The organism is Methylobacillus draconifructus (genome assembly GCF_045984385.1).
In the GTDB taxonomy this organism is placed as follows: domain Bacteria; phylum Pseudomonadota; class Gammaproteobacteria; order Burkholderiales; family Methylophilaceae; genus Methylobacillus; species Methylobacillus flagellatus_A.
The window spans coordinates 408,913-432,568 of sequence record NZ_JBJQIJ010000002.1 but is presented as its reverse complement, the minus strand read 5'-3'; the positions used below and the strand labels follow the sequence as shown (position 1 = coordinate 432,568).

Genomic DNA, 23,656 nt, shown 5'->3' with positions numbered 1-23,656 from the left:
CATGAAAGTCCTGCGTTTATTCCTGCTGTTGCTATTGCCTGCCTGCACCAACGTCAAACCGCCGCAATTGCAGGCCGAGGACGGCCTGCGCAACCTGCCTGCACAATGGCGCAATGGCGCGCCCGGTACTGAGCTTGAAGCGGCCCAGGCGCGGGATGGCGACTGGTGGCTGTCTTTCGGCAGCAATGCGCTTGCGGGCATGGTGCAGCAGGCGCAACTGGACAGCTACGATATTGCCGCTGCCATTGCGCGTGTCGAGCAGGCACAGCACCTAGCCGTGGTTGCCGGGGCGCCCCTGCTGCCGGAAGTCTCCGCTACCGGCAATATCGGCCGCCAGCAACGGCTGGGAGGAAGCAGCGATGCCAACCGCCTGAGCACCTATTCCGCAGGTTTGCTCGCGAGTTATGAAATCGATTTCTGGGGCAAGAACCGCGCCGCCTACCAAGGAGCGTTGAGCAATCTCCGCGCCACCGAGTTCGATCGCGACAGCATGCGCGTGACCCTGGGCGCCAACGTCGCCATGACCTGGGTGGAGGCAGTCGGCTTGGCCGAAAGAGTCGGCATAGCCAGGAGCAACCTGGAGAACGCCGAGCGTGTATTGGCCCTGGTCGAGTCGCGCTACCGCGCCGGGGCCGCTACCGCGATCGAGCAAGCCCAGCAGCAAGGCTTGGTGGCAAGCCAGCGCCGCACCGTGGCCTTGCTGCGGCAACAGCAAGGCAATGCTGAAGCCGCCCTGGCAACACTGGCCTCAAGGCCGGTGGGAGAGTTGCAGCTCATGGAGAACAGCGTGCGCCAATTGCAGCTGCCGATAGCCGATTCGGGCGTGCCCTCTGAATTGCTTGTCCGTCGGCCGGACATTGCCTTGGCCGAGGCCAGGCTGCTTGCCGCCGATGCCGATATCCAGGTGGCGCGGGCTGCCATGTTGCCCAGCATCCGCTTGACAGGTGGGTTTTCCAGCAATAGTGAGCACTTGCGCGATTTCTTCGATGCGCCTTTATACAACTTGGCAGCCGGGTTGACGGTGCCAATCTTCAACGCTGGCCGCCTCGCGGCGCAACGCGACTATGCGATCGCGCGCCGCAAGGAACTATTGGCGAATTACCGCCAAGCCATTATTGCCGCGTTGGGCGATGTCGAGGCGGCGCTCAACCGGATTGCCGGGCTGGAGCAGCAAGCCATTGCGCAAACCCTGGCGCTGGAGAATGCCGAACGCGCTTTTGCCCTGGCCCAGTCGCGCTACCAGGCGGGCGCGGAAACCATGCTGACCATGCTCGATACGCAACGCACCCTGTTCACGGCACAGGACCTGGACCTGCAGTTGCGTCAGCAACGACTGCAAGCCGCTGTCGATCTTTATCGCGCCTTGGGCGGGGGCTGGCAACGCCCCTAGCAAGCAGAGGGCGTGCGTTTTGCAGCCATATCCTCGGGCTTGTCCCGTCAGTATGCTCGCCGCGGTTCAAATAATCGCCGCGTCTAATTGACCGCATTGGATAGAATAAATGGGCAGGATTTGGTGTATAGTCACCTCCTGATTAATTCCTGTTCTCACTCAGCATGTCTGCCAGCAGTGCCCAATCCATTACCCCTGAATACCTCAACAATATCAGTGCGGAAGAACTGAAACGCCGTCTCGCAAGCGATCCGCGCGAGGCCGTGCAATGGATACGCGCGCTGGCTGAACAAGGGGAGCCAGAGGCGCAGGCGCTGCTCGGGCAGGCTTATCTTGACGGGCATGGCATGGAGCCAGATCCCAGGCAGGCGAGGATCTGGTTCCGCAAGGCGGCGGAAGCGGGCCACCTGCTCGGGATGAACATGCTCGGACGCGCCTACGACCAAGGCTGGGGCGGCCCGGTGGATCATGCCTGCGCGGCATACTGGTTCCGCATGTCGGCCGACCAGGGGCTGGATTGGGGCATGTACAACTATGCCAACCTGTTGCTGCATGGCTTGGGCGTGGAGAAAAATGAGCAGCAGGCATTCGACTGGTATCACAAGGCCGCCGAATTAGGGCACGCCAAGTCGCTGGGCGTGGTCGGCAGGTTCTTCGAGGAGGGCTGGCTGGGAGAGCAGGACCAGGAAAAAGCCTTCGACTATTACCGCCGTTCTGCCGAGGCAGGGGATTTCCGCGGGCAATACAACTATGCCCTGATGTTGTCGGAGCGTGGCCAAGCGGAGGGCGCGCGCCATTGGATGCGCGAAGCGCTGGTCAATGCGCACCTGGCATTTTCCCGCACCATGGCGGCCAACTTGCTCAAGCACCCTCACCCGGCTTTACGCCAAGTGGGCATTGAAGCCCTGCACAAATGCGCGCAACAGGGCGACGGGCACGATGCTTACGCATATGCCAGGTTCCTGTTGGGCCAGGGGGATATCGCCAGCCTTTCCGTGGGTCGCTGGTGGCTGCGCTGCGCGGCACGCCGGGGCCATGTGCAGGCGCAAGGGGAAGCTTCCCTTCACATCAGACTGAGCTGAACATCCTGGCTGGCATTGATTGCCATCTCCCCATAATTAGCTAATAATAAGAATGATTTTTCTTTAATTCCGGCCGGTGTCCAGCCACCGCGTTACTGTGTCCGCTAAGAATCCCATCATCTCCAACCTAGTGCATCAGCTTTATAGCAGCCATCATGGCTGGCTTTATGCCTGGCTGCGCAAGAAGCTGGGTTGCCAGCATATTGCGGCCGATCTGGCACACGACACTTTTGTCCGCCTGATGGTGGCCGGCAAGGCTCGCAACTGGCGGATTCGCTCAAGCTGATTCTGGGCGGGCGCGTCAGTTGGTATGAGTTTGAGAATTCCAGCAATACTTCCTATAAACAGACGCGCGAAGTCACGCCATATGCAGCCTTGATCTGGCGCATCAACGACACCTGGTCTGCTTACGGCAGTTATACGGATATCTTCCAACCGCAAAGTTCTTCCTACACGGCTGCCGGCAATCCGTTAGAACCGGCTGTGGGCACCAATTACGAAGCGGGCGTCAAGGGCGAGTTTTACGGCGGCAAGCTGAATACTTCGTTGGCCTTGTTCCGGATCGACCAGGACAACCGCGCCATGACCGACCCCAGATTCCCCACCAATTGCCCGGCCTCGCCTGTAGGCGGCGGATGTTCGATCAATGGCGGCAAGGTCAGGAGCGAAGGGCTTGAGGCCGAGGTCAATGGAGAAGTCTTGCCTGACCTCCAGCTTTCCGCAGGTTACACATTCAACGCCGCCAAATACCTCAAGGACAGAACTGCAACGGGCGCGCCTTCTGATAATGAAGGCAACCGCTTGATGGGCGACCATAATCCCCGGCATTTGCTGTGGACGTGGGCTACCTACAAGCTGCCTGGCGAGTGGGATAGGTTCACTGTGGGAGGTGGGTTCACGTTGCAAAGCAAATTATCGTACGTCGATCCCTATGGATCGGCTGGAACTGTGACGCGCAACCAGCATGGATACTCCGTCTGGAATGCTTATGCGAGCTACCGCATTGATGAGCATTGGACTGCTGCGTTGAACATCAACAATATTTTCGATAAACGCTATTACACCGATGCCTTGCGCAGCCAGTATGCCGAACCGCAAAGTGTCATGCTGACCGTGCGCGGCAATTTCTAGCATCCATCGAGTCCTGCAAAATCTTCTACCCTCTGGTGCGATAAGTTTGCCATCGGGTGGAAGATATTTTGTTATATTGATTTTTGGTATAAGCTTTAATTGACATAAATAAATAATAAGAATTATCATTATTATTACTAATTAACTCACGGCAGTTACGCTCATAGTCGCTGCCACACTAAGGGGAATTCAATATGATCAAGCATTTAGTAGGTTCAGCAGCACTGGCAGTGACCATGATGGCCTCTGTTGCGCAAGCGAACGACACAGCAGCGCCGTTTGTCGATGTTGCGGATTCTGCCGAGTTCAATGGCTGGAACCAGTTGTACCGTCCATTGACCGTGGATGATATCGTGGCTGGCTACAGCGCCAATGTCGCGGGTTCTGGCGATGCCGTCTTCACACGTATCGCAGGCACTGCATATCCTGCAGGTGGCGGTTTGTACGAGTACGCAGGTGCTTTCTCCACCTTCACCCTGACAGATTTCACGGTGGCAGACAGCCTGACTTCGATCGTGTTCCAAAGCCATAGCGCAGCTGGCGGCACCGGCAAGGGCCTGTATGACGTTTCCCTGAGCTACACCATTGACGGCGTCGATTACCTGGCTGCCTTGGTCGATAACAATGCTCAAGCAGATGCTTACAAGTATTTCTCCTGGGATCTGAGCAGCGTGACCGGCATTGATGCCATCAAGGTGACATTCTCCACAGAGGCGCATGCCAACTCCTTCGCATTCCAGCTCGACCAAGTGGTAGCGGCAGTTCCAGAGCCTTCCGAATATGCTCTGTTGCTGGCTGGCCTGGCTTTCGTAGGCTTTGCCGCACGTCGCAAGCAGCAAGCCTAAGCCAAAAGCTGAGGCCTGAAGTAAAAACGGCAACCTCTCGAGGTTGCCGTTTTTTTGCCTGCCTTTAAGATAAAAGCCCTGACAAGTCAGGGCGGTAGCCAGGGATAATCGCAATCTTCGGGGGGAATGGATGATATGACCAAGCTACGCGACCTATCCTAGCCTGCTTATATGATGGTTAAGTGGTACCTGCATGACGGTTTGATGACAGATGGCTATAATCCGCTAAACCCCTATTGCAAATGTTGTTGACAATGATTTTCATTTAAACCATGATAGGCATCATACATTCTTGGCACTCTAACTTTCTCCGCCAAAAATGTACTCTCACAAGGCTAGCAGTTCCTGCTGGCCTTCTTTTTATGATACTGGGTCGGCAGGTTATGGCTAACAATTCAGCATCTCGGCACCACTTGTTAGCCGAATGGTATCGCAATCACCATGGCTGGCTGGTCGGTTGGCTGAGACGCAAGCTTGAGGGCGCGGCGCAGGCCGATGATCTGGCCCAGGAGGCGTTCGTGCGCTTGTTCAAGGCGCCGCAGCTGGAGGACGTACGCGAACCCCGCGCCTTCCTCACGGTGGTGGCCAAGCGCGAACTGTACAATTTCTGGCGGCGGCGCGAGCTGGAACAGGCCTATCTCGAAGCCCTGGCGCAGATGCCGGAGGAGTTCGGCCTTTCACAGGAGGAATATGCCTTGCTCAAGGAAGCCATCCTCATCATAGACCGCCAGCTTGAAGGCTTGCCAGGCAAAGTGAAGCAGGCGTTCCTGCTCAACCGCCTGGAAGGCCTGACCTATGTGGCGATCGCGAAAGAAATGAATCTCTCTGTCGCGACCATCGAGCGCTACATGAAGCAGGCCATCATGCATTGCCACCTGGCGCGTCTTGAGGGCAGGTTATGAACCAACAAGCCTTGTCCCGTGAAGCGATCGAGGCCGCCGTCGACTGGCTGGTCAAGCTGAGTTCGGGCGCCGTGAGCGACGAGGTGAATACGCAATTCCAGTCATGGCTGGATGCCGACACCCATCATCAGGCGGCATGGCAGCAGCTTGCCCAGAGCATGACAGGTTTCGAGCAGGTCCACCACCTAACGAACCGGCAGGCGGGACATGCGAATGCGGTGCGCCAGGCATTGGCAGGCCATGTCTCCGCAGAGCGCCGCCATTTCATGAAAGGCGGCGTTGCCGTCGTGGCGCTCGGCTTGGGCACGGCATATCTGACCAACCGGGTCACCCCCCTCACCCACATCACGTCGGACCATGTCACGCCTACCGGCGAGCGCAAGGACATTGCCCTCGCAGATGGCACCCGGGTGCAGCTCAATGCACGCTCCGCGCTCGACATTGATTTTTCCGAGAAGCAACGCGTGCTCACCTTGCATCAGGGCGCCTGCATTGTCGATGTGGCGCCGGACGCCTTGCGGCCTTTGCTGCTGTGCACCGTGCATGGCGTGGTGCATGCTACCGGCGGGTGCCGCATGCTGGCGGGGATTTCCGGCGGGCAAAGTTATGCCATGGTGCAGCAGCAATCGCTGGTGGTCGCGCCGTTGCATCATCGCAAAGCCGTATTGACCTCAGACGAAGCCATGGCGGCCTGGTTCGACCAACACGCCCTGATCTTGAAGCCGGCCAATGTGAACGCCAGCATGGCGTGGGAACACGGCTTGCTGGATGTGCGCGACCAGAGCCTGGAAGAGGTGGTGGAGAGCCTGCGCGCCTACCATGCAGGCTGGATCAGGCTTTCCCCGCGCGCCGCGGGCTTGCGCGTATTCGGCATGTTCCAGCTGGATGACATCGGGCAGGCCATGCATGCATTGCAGGCCATCCTGCCGGTCAGCATTCGTCGGTACGGCAACCTGCTGACCATGATCGACCTGGTTTAGAACTGCCCACAAAATTCTTCTGTCGTTGTTGCTCTGCCTTGTCGTACCACTTGTACTGTCTGCGGCAGAGCGCTAGCCGGAATCGTTTCTCTGAATTTGTTGGCAAATTCTTAGCAAATGTTCAGAAAAAGTTGAGGGGTTTTCCCGGGGTTGTTGGACAAGGAAATAGAAACCTTCGATAACACTCAGGGAGCAACTCAATGCAGTCCACAGTTTTTCGGCCTTGCCTCCTGGCATTGGCCATTTCCTCAATCTCCCCGCTTATGCCGGCATTCGCGGCCGAGCCAGCCTCGCAAGCCGCTGCCGTGCAATACGACATTGCGGCGGCCGGCCTGGCGGACGTATTGAGCCAGATTGCCGTTGTCAGCGGCCAGAATATCGTCGCCGAGCCAAAATTGGTGGAAGGCAGGCGCGGCAGTGCGGTGCGGGGAAATTACACGCCGCGCCAGGCCATAGAGCAGGCGCTGGTGGGGACCGGCCTGCAAGCGATTGCCAACGAGGCCGGCGGCTTCGTCATCCGCGCGAGCGCACAGCTCAATAGCGCAGTGCAGGAAAACGCCTTGCCGGAAGTTGCCGTGAAGGCGGCGGCCTTCGAGGCGGTAACGGAAGGCAGCGGCTCCTACACCACGCAGGCCATGAGCACAGCCACCCGCCTGCCGCTGTCCATGCGGGAGACGCCCCAGTCTGTCACGGTAGTCACGCGCCAGCGCATGGACGACCAGGGCATGCTCAATATCAACGACGTGGTCAAAAGCACGCCAGGCATTTTCCTCAGTAACGCGGATGGCCCGGGGCGTCCCAACTTCGAAGCGCGAGGGTTCGGGATCAGCAACATCATGTACGACGGGGCGCTGGTGCCATGGTCTTCCTACATTCCAAGCGCACAGGCCAACCTGGCGATGTACGACCGTGTGGAAGTGGTGCGCGGCGCGACCGGGCTCATGCAAGGGGCCGGCAATCCTTCGGCCGCGATCAACTTGGTGCGTAAAAGGCCGACCAGCGAATTTAAGGGCTCCTTGACTGCCTACGCAGGAAGCTGGGATAGCTACGGCAGCATTCTTGATCTGGGCGGCGCATTGAATGAGGCGGCTTCGTTGCGCGGGCGCGTAGTGGCTTCCGTGCAGGAGGCGGGAAGTTTCCGCAACGGGCAGAGCTATGACAACCATCTTTTCTACGCAATCGGGGAAGCCGACCTATCGGAGAAAACCACGCTGACCGTGGGCGCCTATAGCCAAAAAGACGGGACAAACGGGGCTTGGTGGGGAGGACTCCCCGTCAACCCGGATGGTAGCCACGTCAAGCTCAAGCGTTCTGCAACCCTGACGAATAGCTGGGAATATCTGGATCAGGAAACCAAGAGCATTTTCGCCATTATTGAACATAACTTCAACGACGACTGGAAGCTGAAGCTCAACACGACATACATGTGGAGCCACATCGACGGCCTTGGCACCTTCATGCGCAGTACGGTGACCGGAGGCAATATCAATCGCGACCTCATGGCATGGCGCGGAGAGCAGGAAAACAAGGCATCCAGCTATGACTTGGTCGTGAACGGCAAGTATGAGGTGTTTGGGCGGCAACATGAGCTGGTGTTCGGCGCCAATCGGAACCAGTTCGACTCCAGCCCGAGAAATTACGGAACGACGTATATCGGCAGCAATACGGATATATACAACTGGAGCAGGAGCGCATTGCTCAAGCCCAACCTTCCCTACACCAGCACCGGCCATACGCGCACGAGCCAGGACGCGGCCTATGTGACGACGCGCCTCAATCTGGCCGACCAATGGAAACTGATACTGGGCGGCCGGTTGGATTGGTATAACTACGACAACTACCGTAATGCCTCGGATTACAAAGTGGTGCGCAACGTCACGCGGTATGCGGGGCTGATATACGATATCAACGACCAGCATTCGCTATATGCCAGCTTCACCGATATTTTCAGTCCGCAAAGCAGCATTGGGCGGGATGGCAACGTGATCCGCCCGATTGACGGCGAGAATTATGAATTGGGGCTCAAGGGCGAATACCTGGACGGCGCGTTGAATGCCAGCATCGCCTTGTTCCAGGTGAACCAGAAGAATCGTTCGCGCGCAGTCAGGGATGTCAGCGAATGCCAGGTAGGTACAAGTTGCGCGGAAGCCTCTGGCGAGGTGCGCAGCCGGGGCGTGGATATGGAGCTGCAAGGCGCATTGCGGCCCAATTGGCAAGTCGGGGCAGGCTATACCTATACCAACACCGAATACATCAAGGACAACACTTATGACAAGGGGGACCGTTTCAATACGCTGCTGCCCGAGCACATGTTCAAGCTGACGACTATTTATCGGTTCCTCGGCGATTGGGAAAAATGGAGGGTGGGCGCTAACTTATATCGCCAAAGCCGGATGTATGCGATGGCAGAAGAATCCGGCACTGCTAATGATGTCGAGCAAAAAGCCTATACCTTGGTGGATGTGATCGTAGGCTACAAGGCCAGCAAGAACCTTGATTTCCAGCTCAATATCAACAACCTGCTGGACAAAAGCTATTACCGAGGTATTTCCAACAGTGCTCAGTGGGCCTGGGAAAGCTATGGCGAGCCCAGGAGCGCCAGGTTGACCGCCAGATATACTTTCTAACCGTTCTTCATCGTATCGACCGCTTTCCAGGCTGCACCGTCGGAAAGCGGTTTTTCTATTGCTTAACCCAGGCATAGAATAATAAAATGAGAACCATTTTCATTCATTGACTGTGGTTCCTGCTGCCATGTCTTCGGCAAACACCCCTTCCCACACCGAGATTCTGCGTACCTTGTACCTCGATCACCAAGGCTGGCTGCAAAACTGGTTGCGGCACAAGCTGGGGTGCCATCACCAGGCGGCAGACTTGGCGCAGGAGACGTTCTGCCGCCTATTGTCGGTGTCCCGCGTCGATCTAGCGGACCTTAAAACGCCTCGCGCCTATCTCACCACCACTGCTACCCGCCTGCTGATCGACCAGGCCAGGCGGCAGAAGGTGGAGCAAGCCTACCTCGAAGCATTGTCGCTGGCATGTGAGGAAAACCGCTCCGTCTCGCCCGAGCAGCATCTCGAAGTCATTGAAACCCTGACCCTGATTGCAGGCATGTTGGCTACCATGCCTGAAAAACCACGCCAGGCCTTCATGCTGAGCCGCCTCGAGCATCTCACCTACCCTGAAATCGGCATGGTGCTCGGGGTGTCCAGCAGCATGGTCAAGCAATACATCGCCCTCGCCATGGTGCATTGCCACAATATCGCCTATGGCGAAGATGCTTGAAACACATGCAAGGCCCAGCCGCCAACATTGCTCCCGGTATCATTGAGCAAGCCGCCAAATGGCATGCGCAGGTGCATTCCGGAGAGGCCACCGAGGCCGAGCGCAGGGAGTTCGAGCAATGGCGCCAGGCGGACGTGACGCATGCGGAGGCGTATGCGCGCATGGAAAAGCTATGGTCCAGCTTCGACGAGGCGCAGGATGCGCCGGGCAAGGCCGCATTGAACGCCGTGCTCAAACCTCGCCGCGGCAAACGCATGAAGACGGCTACCAGGATACTTTCGCTGCTGGCGGTTACCGTGGCGGCCGGATTGGCATCGCAGACCCAGCCCGCCCGGGTCATGCGGGCAGATTACAACACCGGCATCGGCGAGCAGCGCGTGATCCAGCTGGCGGACAGCAGCCGGATCACGCTGGATACTCATAGCGCGGTGAACGTGGATTTCAGTCAAGGGCAGCGCCGGATAGAACTGTTGCAAGGCAAGATCCTCGTGGAAGTAGCCAAGGACAAACAGCGGCCGTTCATCGTCGAAACCGCCGAAGGCACTGCGCGGGCGCTGGGTACGCAATATGCTGTCAGGCGGCAGAAGAAAGTGACGCAGGTTACGGTGATCGAGTCCAGCGTCGAGGCTTGCGGCCTGCAGTCAGAGTGCGTGACCCTGCAGCCTGGCGAGTCGGCCCGCCTGCAACGCGGCCTGGCGCTCACCAAGGCCCAGGCCGACGTCCAGGCAGAAACCGCCTGGAAGCGCTTCAAGCTGGTGGCGGACGACATGCCGCTACCGCTGTTGCTGAAAGAATTGCAGCGCTACCATCGCGGGCATCTCTACTTCAACGACGAAGCGGTTGGCAACGTCCATGTGTCCGGCGTATTCGCGCTCGACGACACAGCCCACACCCTCAAAGTGCTCGCGGATACGACCCCCGTCGTCATGACGCAATACACGCCCTGGCTGACGGTCATCACGCCTATCAAATAAAAATATTTCGCATTCGCTGTCCCTCCCTGCTTTTGATGCGTCATCGTTGATGAAGACAATACAACAGGGAGCACTACCTTAAATGCAACATTTTGACTCTAGGAGAAAGCCGTTGTCCGCAGCCATGCGGGTGGCGCTGGCTTTTTCATCCGTTTTCTTGCTTGCTTACGCATCATCCAGCCAGGCTGAACCTGCTGTGCAGGCTGAAAGTGTAAAGTTCTATGAGATTGCCGCCGGTTCCCTTACCGGCGTACTCAATAGCTACGCGCAAGCGGCGGGCGTGATTTTGTCGTTTGATCCTACCCTTACTTCAGGGAAAACCAGCTCCGGGTTTAAAGGCAGCTACACTATCAAGCAAGGCTTTGACCTAGTGTTGCGGAATTCCGGGCTGCAGGTGACACCGGCGGCGGATGGCGGCTACACATTGAAGAAAGTGCCGTTAGGCAGTATTTCATCAAGTCCTGATGTATTGCCGGAAATCTCCGTCAAGGCCGTGGCGGAAACCACGGCTGTGACGGAAGGCACAGGTTCGTACACCACAAAAAGCATGAGCACTGCGACCAAGATGAACCTATCTTCCAGGGAAACGCCGCAATCGGTGAGCGTGCTGACCCGCCAGCAGATCGAGGACCAAGGTTTGATCACCTTGGACGACGCCGTACAGAACATCACTGGTTTGATCGTGCAGAAAGGCTACTACACAGGGGATTCAGGCGGCTTCTTCTCGCGGGGTTTCCAGATTTCCAACTTGTTGCTGGATGGCTTGCCGACCAGCACGGGGGCAAACGGTACGTTCAATGCCGATAACGACGCCCTGGATATCTACGATCGTGTGGAGGTCGTGCGCGGGGCTACGGGCCTGACCACCGGTGCCGGCACGCCATCGGCAGCGCTCAATCTCGTGCGCAAGCGGCCGACGGCGGAAGCGCAATCCAGCGTGACCTTGAGTGCGGGAAGCTGGAACAATTTCCGCGCGGTGCTGGATGCGAGCGGCCCGCTGAATGCCGCAGGCACCCTGCGTGGACGTACCGTGGTCACGGCACAGGATAACGATTACTTCTACGATGCTGCGCATGGGCGCAACCAGCAGTTTTACGGCATTTTGGAAGCAGACCTGGGCGATGCCACGGTCGCTGCGCTGGGCATACATTATCGCAGGGTAGATAACGACGGCTTGATTCCCGGCCAGCCTACCAATGCGGACGGCAGTTTTCTTTCCGGGCTCAAGCGCTCCACCAACCTTGCCAATGATTTCGACTATTGGAAACAAACCGACGTCACGGTATTCGCCGACTTGACCCACAAGTTCGCCAATGATTGGCAACTCAAGGCGGCTGCCGTCTGGAAGCGCCCGGAGCAGGATATGCTGTTCTCCGGGTTAAGCCGGAACAGCGGCGTGCTCTACCAGAACAGCCAAAGCTACCGGCTCGATAACAAGCAGGATAGCTACGATGCGTCGCTCAACGGCCCGTTTACCTTGTTCGGGCGCAGCCATGAATTGATGTTGGGCGCCAACTACCGCAAGTATGACAACAAGAACTGGGGAGGCTGGGCATCTTATAGCTGGTCCACTTCCGCTCCGGTGGTCGACCCCTACAACTGGAGCTCATCCAGCGTTGCTGAGCCTGGCATTAATATGTCGTTGTGGGAGATCGATACCACGACCCGGCAGAAAGGCGCTTATGCCGTGACACGCTTGAATATTGCCGACTCTCTCAAGGTTATCCTGGGTGCGCGTTCCAATTGGTATGAAAACCAGAACCACCTGAATCACTCCGAATATAAGGTGACGCGAGAGATCACGCCTTATGCCGGCATTATTTACGACGTGAACGAGGCGCACTCGGTCTATGCAAGCTGGACCGAGATTTTCGAACCCCAAAGCAGCGTGGATAAAAGCGGCAACCTGCTAGAGCCGATCACAGGCACCAATTATGAAATTGGGGTGAAAGGGGAGTATTTCGGCGGCAGACTGCATGCCAACCTGGCTACCTTTATCGTCAAGCAGCAGAACCGCGCCGTCAACGACTTGAGCGGCCCCAACCCTTGCCCCGGCAGCACCGGGGGATATTGCCAGCGCGCTTCCGGCGAGGTGGAAAGCAAGGGTGTTGAATTGGAAGTCAGTGGTGCGTTGACGCCAAACTTGCAGGTCATGACCGGCTATACCTATGTGGCGGCCAAATATACCAAGGATGACGACCCTGACAATATCGGCAGGCTGTACAACAGCAATTTGCCGCGCCACCAGTTCAAGCTGATGACGAACTACCGTCTGCCGGGCGAACTTTCACGCTGGCGTGTGGGCGGCAGCGTGTATGCGCAGAACAGCATCAAGGCGAACGACGACCCGCGCATCCAGCAATCCGCTTATGCGATTGTGGGGCTGAATGGCAGCTACACCTTGAACGAGAAGACGGAATTCCGCCTGAATATTAATAACTTGTTCGACAAGTATTATTACCAGACCATAGGCTGGGGCACCGGGGGCAATGTGTTTGGCACCCCCAGGAGCGTGTTGCTGACGGCACGCTACCGATTCTAGGCTATTATCATGCTATAAATCGAGTTACGTATTTCCCCATATGCAGGCCGCCTCTGTGCGGCCTGTTCGCTTTTATTGATAGCCAGGCAAAAAAATTTTGGGTTTGGGGTGTCCTTTTTGCATTCTCAAGTGTCATTACTAATAAGAGGGTAATATTTCGAAATATTGGCCCATCCGCATGATGGGCTGCCTCAATGAATATGCAAGGCGGATAGCGGCCCTATCCGCCTTTTGATTGAACCGAGCAAGGATTCGCTGTGAAAGAAGGTTTTCGCCAGAGCATGGCCTGGCTGCACACCTGGGTGGGCCTGTTGGTCGGCTGGGTGTTGTTTTTCGTATTCGTCACCGGGACGACGGGCTATGTGAACGCCGAGATTACGCGTTGGATGCAGCCGGAGCTGCCACTGCCCAAGAAAGTGGTCGAGGTGCCGTCCGCCCAGGTGCTGAAGCTGGGCTTGGACCGTCTCGAGCAGGTGGCGCCCGACGCCAGGATGTGGAGCATCACCTTGCCGCATCGCGGGCTGGCCGAGCGCACGGACCGTGAAGCCGGCATCGCCTGGGAAGACATGCCGCGTCCGGGACTGGAGCGCGGGCGGCGCGGCAACGAGAATTTCGACCCGGTGACCGGCGTGCCGGACCAGCCTGTGGAAGGCCGGGAGACCGGCGGCGGCTGGGAGCTGTATGAAATGCACTACGCGTTGCATTACATTGATTACGATGTCGCGTTCCGCATCGTCGGCGTGTGCACCATGTTCATGCTGCTGGCGATCATCAGCGGCGTGATTACGCACAAGAAGATTTTCAAGGACTTTTTCACCTTCCGCCCCGGCAAGGGCCAGCGCAGTTGGCTGGATGCGCACAACCTGGTGAGCGTCATGGCATTGCCGTTCTTCCTCATGATCACCTACAGCGGGCTGGTGTTCTTCGCATTCCAGTACATGCCGACCGTGAAGGACACCTTGTACGGCTCCTCGGAAAAGCAATTGCGCCAGCTGTACGACGAACTGTTCAAGCGCGACCCGGTGGATAAGGTCTTCGAACCGGTGAAGCGTCCTGCCGCTTCCGTGGAGGACATGGTCGCAACGGCCCAGGCGGCGTGGGGCAAGGTGCCGGTCGCCACGGTGATGTTGCGCCACCCTGCCGCCGAAGGCCCGTATGTGGAAATCATCGGTGATTACTCCACCACACTCAACCGCGGCTTTCCGCCCAAGCTACGCTTCAGCGCGGTGACGGGCGAGCCGGTGGAATTCGACAATGAGACCAATGCCTCCATGCTGACGTGCAACGTGATGCTAGCCTTGCACGAAGGGCATTTCGCCGGCTGGTGGCTGCGCTGGTTGTATTTCCTCTCCGGCGTGCTCGGGTGCGCGATGATAGGCACCGGCCTCGTATTGTGGACGGTGAAGCGTCGCAATAACTACCTTGGCAAGCATGGCGGCACGCCGAGCTTCGGCCACCGTCTGGTGGAAGTGCTCAACGTCGGCACCATCGTCGGCCTGCCGGTGGCCGTGGCCGCCTACTTCTGGGCCAACCGTCTGCTGCCGATAGAAATGGCGGACCGCGGCGAATGGGAAATGCATTGCCTGTTTGCCGCCTGGGGCTGGATGTTCATCTACGCCGGCCTGCGCCCGCTCAAGCGCTCCTGGCTGGAAAGCCTGTATATCGCCGTAGCGGCGTTCGGCCTGATTCCGGTGCTGAATTTTCTCACCACCGACAAGCATCTGGGCGTCACCCTGCCCCATGGTGACTGGGTGCTGGCAGGCTTCGACCTGACCATGCTGGCGTTTGCCGCCGCCTTCGCCTATATCGCCTATAAGCTCAAGAAGAGATGGCTCAAGCAGGAGGGCAAGGCATGAGCGAAACGGCACGTTACCGCTTGGCGGTCGCCTCGCGCATCGTGGCCGCAGTCGTCGCTGGCTACGCCCTGGCTTCTGCGGTATCCATATTGTTTGCGTTGTTGCTGCCGGTCTCCAGGGCCGAGGCCGTGCTGGCTTCCACCATGTTGAGCTTTGCAGTCTATGCGGGCATCGTCATCTGGGTGTTTCATGCGCGTAGCGCGACGCAGGCCTGGATCGGCCTGCTGGTTCCCCTGGCCGTGATTTCGTTGGTTTGCTGGCTATTGATGCCGGGAGGTGCCGCATGACCGCATACCATATCGCCGTGTTGTTGTTCGCCCTGGCAGGCTTTGCCGCGCTGGCCGCCAGCATGGAGAAGCACGGCAGGGAGTTGACCGGGCGCGAATTGAGCTTGGGGCAGCGCAAATTTGTTTACTGGCTGGGCTGGAGCCTGCTGGCAATTGCATTGGGATGCGGCGTGGCAGGATGGCACTGGAATATCGGCCCGGTCGTGCTGCTGGGCTGGTTAAGCGCGGTGGGCGTGTTGATCGCGTTCATGCTGCCATGGTGGCCTCTGCAGCCGAAGCATGCGCCGCGCAAGGAAAAGCCGCTGCCGCAACTGCAGGATACAGTCCTGTCCTTGCCGTTGCGGGCCTTGCTGGTCCTCGCGTTGCTTGCCGTGCCGTCATGGGTGGTGTTCAATGCCTGGAAAATGTCGGAGCAGGCCGTGCTGCGCGAGGATGCAATCCACGGCAAGATCGGTCCCTGGACGTTCGTGATCGCCGAAGAAAGCCAGGACAGTCCGGAGTTCTTTGCCGGCAAGACGCCGGTCAAGGAGTTCCATCTGCGCTTCTGCGAAGCCTGCGATAGCGAAATTCGCGCAGCCTACCTGAAGATACGCAAGCCGCGCTCCCTGCGTGCCGCGGGCCTGGCGTTCCAGGGCGCAAGGTGGACGAGGGAAGTGGCCATTTACATTCCTCCCGCCGCCACGCTGGAAGACCAGATTTGGCTGACGGTGGAAAGCAAGAGTGGCGAGGTGTATCAGCAGGCCTTCGATATCGAGCGGCTATCCCCCGCCACCGCCAAGTTCATCAAGGAGAAGCGATAGCATGCAAGTTGGCAAAACCTTCATTTCCCGTACTCTCGTGCTGCTGGCCTTGTTGGGCAGCTCGTCGGCATGGGCGCACGGCGTGCATATTCCGATAGGCAAATGCTGGGCGGAAGCCAAGGAAATCGTCTGCGAGGGCGGCGAATCCGACGGCCATCCGCTGCTCAACGCGCTGGTGGAAGTGATCGACTACAATGAAAACATGCAGTTTTCCGGCAAGCTGGACGACCATTCCCGCATCCGCTTCAAACGCCCTCAAGGCGAGTTCTACATCCTCATCGATGCGGGGCCGGGGCAAGTCATCGAAATCGACTGGAAAGATATCAAAGGCGTTTAACGCGCTGGCCAACACGTTTGGCGTTATGCACGCTTGTGGCCGCGCTTGGTTCCGGTGTAGGCGGAACGCTGATTGAACGACATCAGCGCCTATGTTTAAATCGACGTTGATTGCCCGTGCAATGCCCGCCAACGATTTGAGACGAGGTGCCACCCATGAGCCAGACCTTCCACCGTTTTTCCGAACTGTTTGCCCAGCTTGGCCTTCCCACCGATGAATTGGGCATCCGCCGGTTTCTCGCCGAACACTCTCCCCTGCCTCATGACGTTCTATTGCCTGACGCCCCTTTCTGGACGCCCGCACAGGCAGCCTTCCTGCGCGAAGGCTGGTTGCAGGATGCCGACTGGGCCGAAGTGATCGACCAGCTCAATATCGCATTGCGTCCGGTCGAAACCTGAACAGGCTTAGAGCCTGTTCATGGTCATTTCATAGGGCACGTTGCCCCGGCAGTGTAGTCGATGCAAGGCGCAAACCGAAGCCGTGCTGATTGCCCGGCGAGGATTTGCAACGCAGCAGCGGCTGCGCTGCCGGGGCAACCCGAAGGGCATGGCCCCAACACGCGCCCGCTCCGCGTTGCAGCCCTTGGCAAGGCAATGAGCATTACCTGCGGACTGTGCCTTGACCGGACACGTTTTGAAACCATGCGTGCCCTATGAAATGACCGTGAACAGGCTCTTAGTACAAATTCTTCTTCGCATCACGGTCCAGCGCCAGGTCGATCAGCTTGGCCGGGACAAATAGCTTGTACTGATCCTTGGCAATCTGCCCCAAGGTGGGAAACTCCTTCCGGCTGATCTGCTTGTCCGTATTCCACAGTTCCGAGCGCCGCAACGCCTTGGAGCAATGCATATACACCTCCTTCACCTCCACCATGATCACGGCACGCGGCGGCTTGCTTTGGTGCACGAAGCGCTGCATGAGGTTCTCATCCAGGGTAATGGACGCCACGCCGTTGATGCGCAGCATTTCATGAATGCCCGGCAGGAAGAACAGCATGCCCACCCCAGGCGAAACAAGGATGTTGGTCAGCGTATCCAGCCGGTTGTTGCCCGGCCGGTCTGGAAAGGCAATGTGCCGGTCATCCAGCACATGGACGAACCCCGGTTCCCCGCCGCGCGGCGAAAGGTCGCCCAGGCCCTCCTGCCCATGCGAGCTGATGCAGAAAAAAGGCGATAGCCCGATAAACCTGCGACTATGTTCGTCCAGCCCGGGCAATGACATGGCATGCTCCTGGGTAAAAGTGATTGCATGGGAGATTGACCGTAGTTTATCATGATGTTAATAGTTCTTATTTGCGATAATCGCGGCGAATTGTCACTCCATGCTGACAGTTCATATTCATATCCAAGATGAGTGCAAAACTGAAATGACAATCTGTCATGTGGAGCAGCTATACAGCCATTACCGTGGCTGGCTGCATAATTGGCTGCGCGGGAAACTGGGCTGCAGCGAGCAGGCGGCGGACCTGATGCAGGACACCTTTATCCGCGTGATGGCGGCGCGGCCCAATATCGCCAATCTCGGGCAGCCTCGGGCCTATCTTTCTTCCATTGCCAGGAATCTGGTCATCGACCACTGGCGGCGCAAGAAGCTGGAGCAGGCCTATCTGGCGGCCATCTCCCTGTTTCCCGAGCAGGAAGCGCCTTCGCCCGAGCAGTCCCTGCTGGTGCTCGAGGCGCTGGAGCAGGTGGACAGAGTGCTGCAATCCCTGCCGCCCGCCACCAGGCAGGTGTTCCTGCTTTCCCAGCTGGACGGGATGACCTATGCCGCGATTGCCGAACGGATGAATTGTTCGGTGCCCACCATCAAGCGCCACATGCACAAGGCGTTCATCGCCTGCATGCAGGTAGAGCCGCTATAGGAGGCCAGCCGCCATGAAACCTGTCGATATCGATCCGACCATCCTGGAGCAAGCTGCGGATTGGCTGGTGCAAATACATTCCGGGGAAACCGCAGCGGTCAACAATGCCGAGATAGCGCGGTGGCGCGCACAAAGCGAGCAGCATGAAGTGGCGTGGCAGCGGGCGCAGCAATTTATCGGCATCGTCCACACCCTGCCGCCGGAACTGGGAAAGACCGCGTTGCAGCGCCCGGTTTCCCCTGCCCGCCGCCGCGCAATCAAGAAACTCGCCGTATTGCTGGTGCTCAGCCCGGCAGCCTGGCAGGCATGGAGGGCGCAGCCCTGGCTTGAATACACCAGCGATTACCATGCGGCCACCGGCAGGCAGCGGCATGTCACGCTTGCTGACGGCACGGCGCTCCTCCTCAACACGGCAACCAGCGTAGACGTCATCTATGACCGGCATCAACGGCTTGTATGGCTGAAGCAAGGCGAGCTGCATATCACCACCGCTGCCGACTCAAGCGGCATGGACCGCCCATTCAGGGTGCAGACCAGGGATGGCGTGGCGCGTGCGCTGGGCACCCGGTTCAGCATCCGGCAATTGGATCATGGCAGCCATCTTGCCGTGTTTGAAAGCGCGGTCGAAGTCACCCCCAGATCCAGGCCGGACCGCAAGGCCATCATCCAGGCAGGCCAGCAAACGGAATTCGGCGAGATGGCGATGCAGAACGCCAGGCCCGTCGCCCATGCCCAGGAGGCGTGGACGCAAGGCATGCTGGTCGTGCGCGACCAGCCGCTTGCCGCCGTGGTTGACGAGCTACGGCGCTATCATGTGGGCGTACTGCGCTGCCATCCCGACATTGCCGATCTGCGTGTCTCAGGCACCTTTCCGCTCATGGAGGTCGGCCGCAGCCTCAACCTCCTGCAAAGCACCCTGCCTATAAGCGTGACCACGGTTTCGCCTTACTGGGTCAGCCTGGTTCCTTTGGCTTGAGGGTCAACTGATCAAGACCCAGGTTGTGATCCAGCTTTTCCTTATCCTCCGCCATTCCGGTAAGTAGGCAAAATATCGCTCCAATCGGCTTCGCTAGCCACACTGATTCAGCATTTCATGAATTAATGATTCTCATTGTGATCCTTTTTTGTTTCCGGTTCGTCTTATTGAAGTAAGCAAAATTTTTATAACTCAACAGGAAGCAAGGAAATTGAAATGGGGAAATCGTCCAACCAAGGCGATGGCAGGCCGCTGCAGGCAATGCGGCATCAGTTGATTCAGGGCGCCGTGGCTGGCGTGCTGGTGGCGGCCATGACCGCTGCGCATCCGGCCATGGCGGCGGGCTTGGCAGTGGAAGTCAGGCAATACAGTATCCCGGCAGGATCGCTGCACGACGTCCTGACCTCCTATACCGTCACCAACAAGATCGCGTTGTCGTTCGATCCCGCATTGGTCGCGGACAAGCAGAGCGCCGGCCTGCAAGGCAGCTATTCGCCGCGCGCAGGCCTGGAGCAGATACTCCAAAACAGCGGCCTGGGGCTGATGCCGAGGGGGGAGGACGGATACACCCTTTACAAGCTGTCCCCCACGGTGCCTAACCAAGCGGCTACTGCAAAAACGTCTGCAGGCGTGATGTTGGAAGAGGTCGAGGTCAAGGCGCTGCGGCCAGACGAAGAGCAAAAACGCGCCGTCTACCGGCAATCCGTGTCCACCATCTATATGGACGACACCAACTTCACCAAGTTCAAGGGCAGCAACGTCGCCGACATCTTCCGCGGGCAAGTGGGCGTCTACAGCGGCGACGTGCTTGACCCCAATATCCGGGGCATACAGGGCCAGGGCCGCATCCCCTTGACCATAGACGGCACCGAGCAGTCCATTACCAAGAGCAAGGGTTTTTATGTCGGGGCGAACAATGCCAACTACATAGACCCCAACCTGATCGCAGGCGGCACCGTGGTCAAGGGCGCGGCGATCGACCGCAACGTGCAAACCGCCAGCGGCGGCGGGATTGCGCTGCGCACCATCGGCGCGCAGGACATCCTCAAGCCGGGCCAGCGCTTCGGCGTACGGCTCAGGATAGACGGCGAGACCAACACCACCAGCCCGCGCTTCCCCGATACCATGCCGGAAGGACAGGTCTATCACGTCAACAATGGCGCTGAGGCAACGCAGTTGACGCAGGAGTTCAGCAACCGCTATCCAACCAATGTGACGCCTAGCGACAACCCTACATTGTTCAACTCCAAGTCCGGTTCGGCAATGGCGGCCGTCGCATGGCAGAACGAGGATTTCAACTTCCTGGCAGCATACAGCTACCGCAAGCGCGGCAATTACTTCGCGGGCAGGCATGGCGCCGAGAAATACCAGAATGCCGGCATGTACAGCAATAGCCTGCCTCAGCAGTACACTACCACGGCTTCTATTGCCGAGTTCTACAAGGCCGGCAAGGAGGTCACCAACACCAGCAGCGAGGCTGAATCATTCCTGGCAAAAGGGGAATGGAACATCACGGACGACATGTTGCTCGGCTTTGGCGTGCGCACGACGGAAATGCATACCGGCGCTATTTCTCCAACTGCCATCCGCAACGTGACCGAGGCGCAGCTGGCAAGCGGGCAAGTGTTCCAATGGCCGGAAGGCGAGTCGAAACAGAAAGCCTACAACCTAGATTATGCCTGGAAGCCGGAAGATAACCGCTTTCTTGATTTGCAGGCCAAGCTCTGGAAGACAGAGACCAATTCTGACGATTTCTCCGGGCGCGGCGCGTTGAACGGATTGGTGGAGATCGTGCCTGATCGCGAGTACATCACCGCACAATCCAACCGGCTGGACGTACAAAACGACCGCACCGGATTTTCCATCAGCAACAAATTCCAGTTGCACGACACCTTGAGCCTGCTGGTAGGCGGCAACTACCAGTATGAAACCCTGGATGTGAATGCCAGGTGGGCTGGCAATGTGCGCGGAGGCCAGCGGCACGAAAACGATATTTACTTCAATTTCAACTGGCAGCCGCTGAGCTGGCTGGAACTGGATGCAGGCGCCAAGCGCCGGGCTTTTTCCATGAAGGATAAAGGATATTTGGAGTATTTGCAGAACAACGCAGTGGCTGCAGATAATCGGGAGAAACCACTGGTTGCCAGGCAGTTTCTTGTTGGAATCAGGCAGGATAGATATGTGCCATTATTAATTTCTGGAGCGCTTACGAGAGCGGGAATTTTAGGTTCTAGCGACACCTATATTAACTCTGCTGATCTCGAGACTACGCTCAATACTATCTATCGTTCTGGGAGAAGTTTGGCAGGCTTTTTGCAGGTAGATAGTGATGGCAAGCTAAGCAGCAACGGTCTTGCCGAATTGCAGAAAATGCTGGATACAACCTTTGCCGGTCTTGTTTCGGTAAGTGATCTGGATCTATCGACCATGGCAATCCAGGCTACATCCGGTTTGTACCTGTCTGATGCAAATCGTGCAGCTCCAAATGGGAAGGTCAAGGATACTGACTGGGCACCGTCTTTCGGCGTGACCTTCAAGGGTTTCTATTCACGCTTGTATTTTCGCTATGCGCAGGATATCCGCATGCCTTCCATGGCGGAAGGGACGCATGGCGGATATGTAGCCTTGTTGAATAGCCGTGAAATGTATGGCCTGGATCCGTTGCAACCTGAAAAGGCACGCAATATCGAAGTTGGTCTTAGTCATGATTTCAGCCGTTTCTTTAAGCAAGGCACGGTAGCGGATGCCAAGATCGCCTATTTCGATCAGGATATCAAGAACGTGATCGATACCGTGGTGCTGACGAGGGGATTTGTCTCTGCCAACCTTGACCAGCAGAAAATTAGAGGCGTGGAATTCCAGAGCCGTTTCGACAGTGGCCGTTTCTTTGCCGATTTCAGCGCCATCAGGAACCTCAAGAATGAGGTCTGCGACAAGAATGAAGCCATTGTGTATTCGAGCTATCCAGGCGAAATTTCAGAATGCGTCAATTATGGCTTTCCGCACGGTATTTTGCTCAATACCAAACAGCCAAAACACTCCCTCAATTTGATGTTGGGCAGCCGTTTGTTTGACAACAGGCTGGAATTTGGTACCCGGGTGACTTATTTCACAACTTATGACCGGGAAACCCAATATACCAAATTGACCAGCAACCTGGTCGGAATGCCGGTGAACTGGGCATCCACTACGGTGGTAGACGCCTATGCGAATTATCAGATCACCAAAAATACCTTGGTCGAGTTTTCCGCGATGAACCTGACGGATCGCTATTATGTGGACCCGCTCGCGCGTAGTTGGATGCCTGCCCCAGGTAGGACATTGCGGCTTGGTTTGCGTATCGATATTTAGTTTGGTCGCCAGTTACCGAGGGAATTGAGGGGGTCATGCCACGATGGGCTGGCATGCAGTAGTCAGGAATGGCAGTAATGCAGATTCTTCCCCCCGGAATTACTGTTTTGTAATCCGCTGCGTTATTGCCAATTTTTAATAACAATAAATAATAATAAAAATCATTATGAGAATTATTTTTTCATATTCTGCCTGATTTGAAAAGGCATTTACCCACATAAAACTAGGAAAGGAAGTAATGATGAAAAAGTTATCTTTGGCTTCATTGGTTTTATTATCAGTTTCAAGTGTTAGTTTTGCTGCCGGTGAAAATGTAGTTGGTTTCTCTACCCATCCAGCTTTGGTTAATGTAGGGCCTTCTGTATATACAGGACCTACCCATGGTGCTGCAAACGAGCCTGGTATTGGCGTCTATTCGGTTGGCAGTGGCGCCAGGGTCAATGCCCATGTTCTGTATGACACCCTACGCACATCTATAGATAGCAATGGCATCGCCACGATTTCCGGCGGCACAGGCAGCCACGCAGGCATGGGCACTTGGGCCCTCGGAAGAGTGACTGGCAGCGACAGTAATAGGGTCTATTTTGGTGTATGGGAAGGGGTTTCACCGTCCAATTCTTCTGTTCCTGTCTATGCTGCATATGTAGTGGGCGACAATGTTACCCGTAGCCTAGATGCAGTAAAAGGCAATAATTATAGCTATGCCACGCAAGGGGTAGGACAAGGAAATGAATATTACACAGGCACACTGACGGCAAATTTCAATGCTGCTGGTACCGGTGGATCTCTTAGTGGCAGTATTGCCAGCTCTAGCAACACTATTGCTCTTGATAGTTCAACTATTATATATGTTGCTGGTTCGGGGAGTGCGGCCACTGCCAGATTCATTGGGACAGCAAATAACATTGACTATGAGGTTAATGGCTTCTTTTACGGGAATAGTGCGCAAGCATTGGCAGGGACGGCAGATCACCTGACAGATGCAAGCAAGAGCGTTGGTTTTGCTGGCACTCGCTAATTGAGTCTCTAGCCGTGTAAGTACAAGCCCTCGGGCTTG

Annotated in this window: 21 protein-coding genes; 20 read left to right on the top strand and 1 reads right to left on the bottom strand. The window is 57.1% G+C overall.

Features of this window, described 5'->3' with window-relative positions; genetic code table 11:
- Position 1 precedes the first annotated feature (1 nt).
- The 16 genes from ACKF11_RS05865 (at position 2) to ACKF11_RS05790 (ending at position 16,809) form a co-directional block, all read left to right on the top strand.
- Positions 2-1,390, top strand: a complete 1,389-nt coding sequence (locus ACKF11_RS05865; protein WP_407996320.1) for an efflux transporter outer membrane subunit — start codon at positions 2-4, stop codon at positions 1,388-1,390.
- Positions 1,391-1,554: 164 nt separating this feature from the next.
- Entirely contained in the window at positions 1,555-2,472 is a 918-nt protein-coding gene (locus ACKF11_RS05860) for a tetratricopeptide repeat protein (RefSeq protein ID WP_407996319.1), read from the top strand.
- 76 nt (positions 2,473-2,548) lie between these two features.
- Positions 2,549-2,758 (top strand): sigma factor, encoded by a 210-nt coding sequence (locus tag ACKF11_RS05855; RefSeq protein ID WP_407996318.1) that lies wholly within the window; start codon positions 2,549-2,551, stop codon positions 2,756-2,758.
- On the top strand, positions 2,665-3,603 hold the full coding sequence (locus ACKF11_RS05850; protein ID WP_407996317.1) for a TonB-dependent siderophore receptor: 939 nt from the start codon (positions 2,665-2,667) through the stop codon (positions 3,601-3,603). Before ACKF11_RS05855 ends, ACKF11_RS05850 begins: the two co-directional genes overlap by 94 nt.
- A 194-nt stretch (positions 3,604-3,797) precedes the next feature.
- Positions 3,798-4,448, top strand: coding sequence for an FxDxF family PEP-CTERM protein (locus tag ACKF11_RS05845; protein WP_407996316.1), 651 nt, complete (start codon positions 3,798-3,800; stop codon positions 4,446-4,448).
- A 383-nt stretch (positions 4,449-4,831) separates the two neighbouring features.
- Positions 4,832-5,350 carry a sigma-70 family RNA polymerase sigma factor gene (locus tag ACKF11_RS05840; RefSeq protein WP_309565944.1) on the top strand — a complete coding sequence of 173 codons (519 nt, stop codon included), beginning with the start codon at positions 4,832-4,834 and terminating at the stop codon, positions 5,348-5,350.
- Positions 5,347-6,330, top strand: coding sequence for a FecR family protein (locus tag ACKF11_RS05835; RefSeq protein ID WP_407996315.1), 984 nt, complete (start codon positions 5,347-5,349; stop codon positions 6,328-6,330). The genes ACKF11_RS05840 and ACKF11_RS05835 overlap by 4 nt, the downstream gene beginning before the upstream one ends.
- Positions 6,331-6,530: 200 nt before the next feature.
- The gene (locus tag ACKF11_RS05830) at positions 6,531-8,957 is read left to right on the top strand and encodes a TonB-dependent siderophore receptor (RefSeq protein ID WP_407996314.1); all 2,427 of its coding nucleotides are present in this window, start codon (positions 6,531-6,533) and stop codon (positions 8,955-8,957) included.
- Positions 8,958-9,084: 127 nt separating this feature from the next.
- Positions 9,085-9,615, top strand: coding sequence for a sigma-70 family RNA polymerase sigma factor (locus tag ACKF11_RS05825; protein ID WP_407996313.1), 531 nt, complete (start codon positions 9,085-9,087; stop codon positions 9,613-9,615).
- 5 nt (positions 9,616-9,620) lie between these two features.
- Positions 9,621-10,589, top strand: a complete 969-nt coding sequence (locus ACKF11_RS05820; protein WP_407996395.1) for a FecR family protein — start codon at positions 9,621-9,623, stop codon at positions 10,587-10,589.
- Positions 10,590-10,671: 82 nt separating this feature from the next.
- Entirely contained in the window at positions 10,672-13,131 is a 2,460-nt protein-coding gene (locus tag ACKF11_RS05815) for a TonB-dependent siderophore receptor (RefSeq protein ID WP_407996312.1), read from the top strand.
- A gap of 257 nt (positions 13,132-13,388) precedes the next feature.
- Complete coding sequence (locus tag ACKF11_RS05810) at positions 13,389-14,987, top strand: PepSY-associated TM helix domain-containing protein (RefSeq protein WP_407996311.1); 1,599 nt, start codon at positions 13,389-13,391, stop codon at positions 14,985-14,987.
- On the top strand, positions 14,984-15,274 hold the full coding sequence (locus ACKF11_RS05805; protein WP_407996310.1) for a DUF3649 domain-containing protein: 291 nt from the start codon (positions 14,984-14,986) through the stop codon (positions 15,272-15,274). The genes ACKF11_RS05810 and ACKF11_RS05805 overlap by 4 nt, the downstream gene beginning before the upstream one ends.
- Entirely contained in the window at positions 15,271-16,074 is an 804-nt protein-coding gene (locus ACKF11_RS05800) for a DUF3325 domain-containing protein (protein WP_407996309.1), read from the top strand. Before ACKF11_RS05805 ends, ACKF11_RS05800 begins: the two co-directional genes overlap by 4 nt.
- 1 nt (position 16,075) lies before the next feature.
- Entirely contained in the window at positions 16,076-16,411 is a 336-nt protein-coding gene (locus ACKF11_RS05795; RefSeq protein ID WP_407996308.1) for a hypothetical protein, read from the top strand.
- A 155-nt stretch (positions 16,412-16,566) separates the two neighbouring features.
- Positions 16,567-16,809 carry a DUF2789 domain-containing protein gene (locus ACKF11_RS05790; protein WP_407996307.1) on the top strand — a complete coding sequence of 81 codons (243 nt, stop codon included), beginning with the start codon at positions 16,567-16,569 and terminating at the stop codon, positions 16,807-16,809.
- A gap of 277 nt (positions 16,810-17,086) precedes the next feature.
- Here ACKF11_RS05790 and ACKF11_RS05785 read toward each other — a convergent pair whose 3' ends face one another.
- On the bottom strand, positions 17,087-17,632 hold the full coding sequence (locus tag ACKF11_RS05785; protein ID WP_407996306.1) for an MSMEG_1061 family FMN-dependent PPOX-type flavoprotein: 546 nt from the start codon (positions 17,630-17,632) through the stop codon (positions 17,087-17,089).
- A gap of 145 nt (positions 17,633-17,777) precedes the next feature.
- Between ACKF11_RS05785 and ACKF11_RS05780 the strand changes: the two genes are divergently transcribed.
- The 4 genes from ACKF11_RS05780 to ACKF11_RS05765 all read left to right on the top strand — a co-directional run bounded on the left by ACKF11_RS05780 (position 17,778) and on the right by ACKF11_RS05765 (position 23,617).
- Positions 17,778-18,272 carry a sigma-70 family RNA polymerase sigma factor gene (locus ACKF11_RS05780; protein WP_407996305.1) on the top strand — a complete coding sequence of 165 codons (495 nt, stop codon included), beginning with the start codon at positions 17,778-17,780 and terminating at the stop codon, positions 18,270-18,272.
- Between the two features lie 13 nt (positions 18,273-18,285).
- A complete protein-coding gene (locus ACKF11_RS05775) occupies positions 18,286-19,248 on the top strand; it encodes a FecR domain-containing protein (protein WP_407996304.1) in 963 nt (320 codons plus the stop codon).
- A gap of 216 nt (positions 19,249-19,464) precedes the next feature.
- Positions 19,465-22,599, top strand: a complete 3,135-nt coding sequence (locus ACKF11_RS05770) for a TonB-dependent receptor (RefSeq protein WP_407996303.1) — start codon at positions 19,465-19,467, stop codon at positions 22,597-22,599.
- A gap of 238 nt (positions 22,600-22,837) precedes the next feature.
- Entirely contained in the window at positions 22,838-23,617 is a 780-nt protein-coding gene (locus ACKF11_RS05765; protein ID WP_407996302.1) for a HupA family protein, read from the top strand.
- Positions 23,618-23,656: the final 39 nt, after the last annotated feature.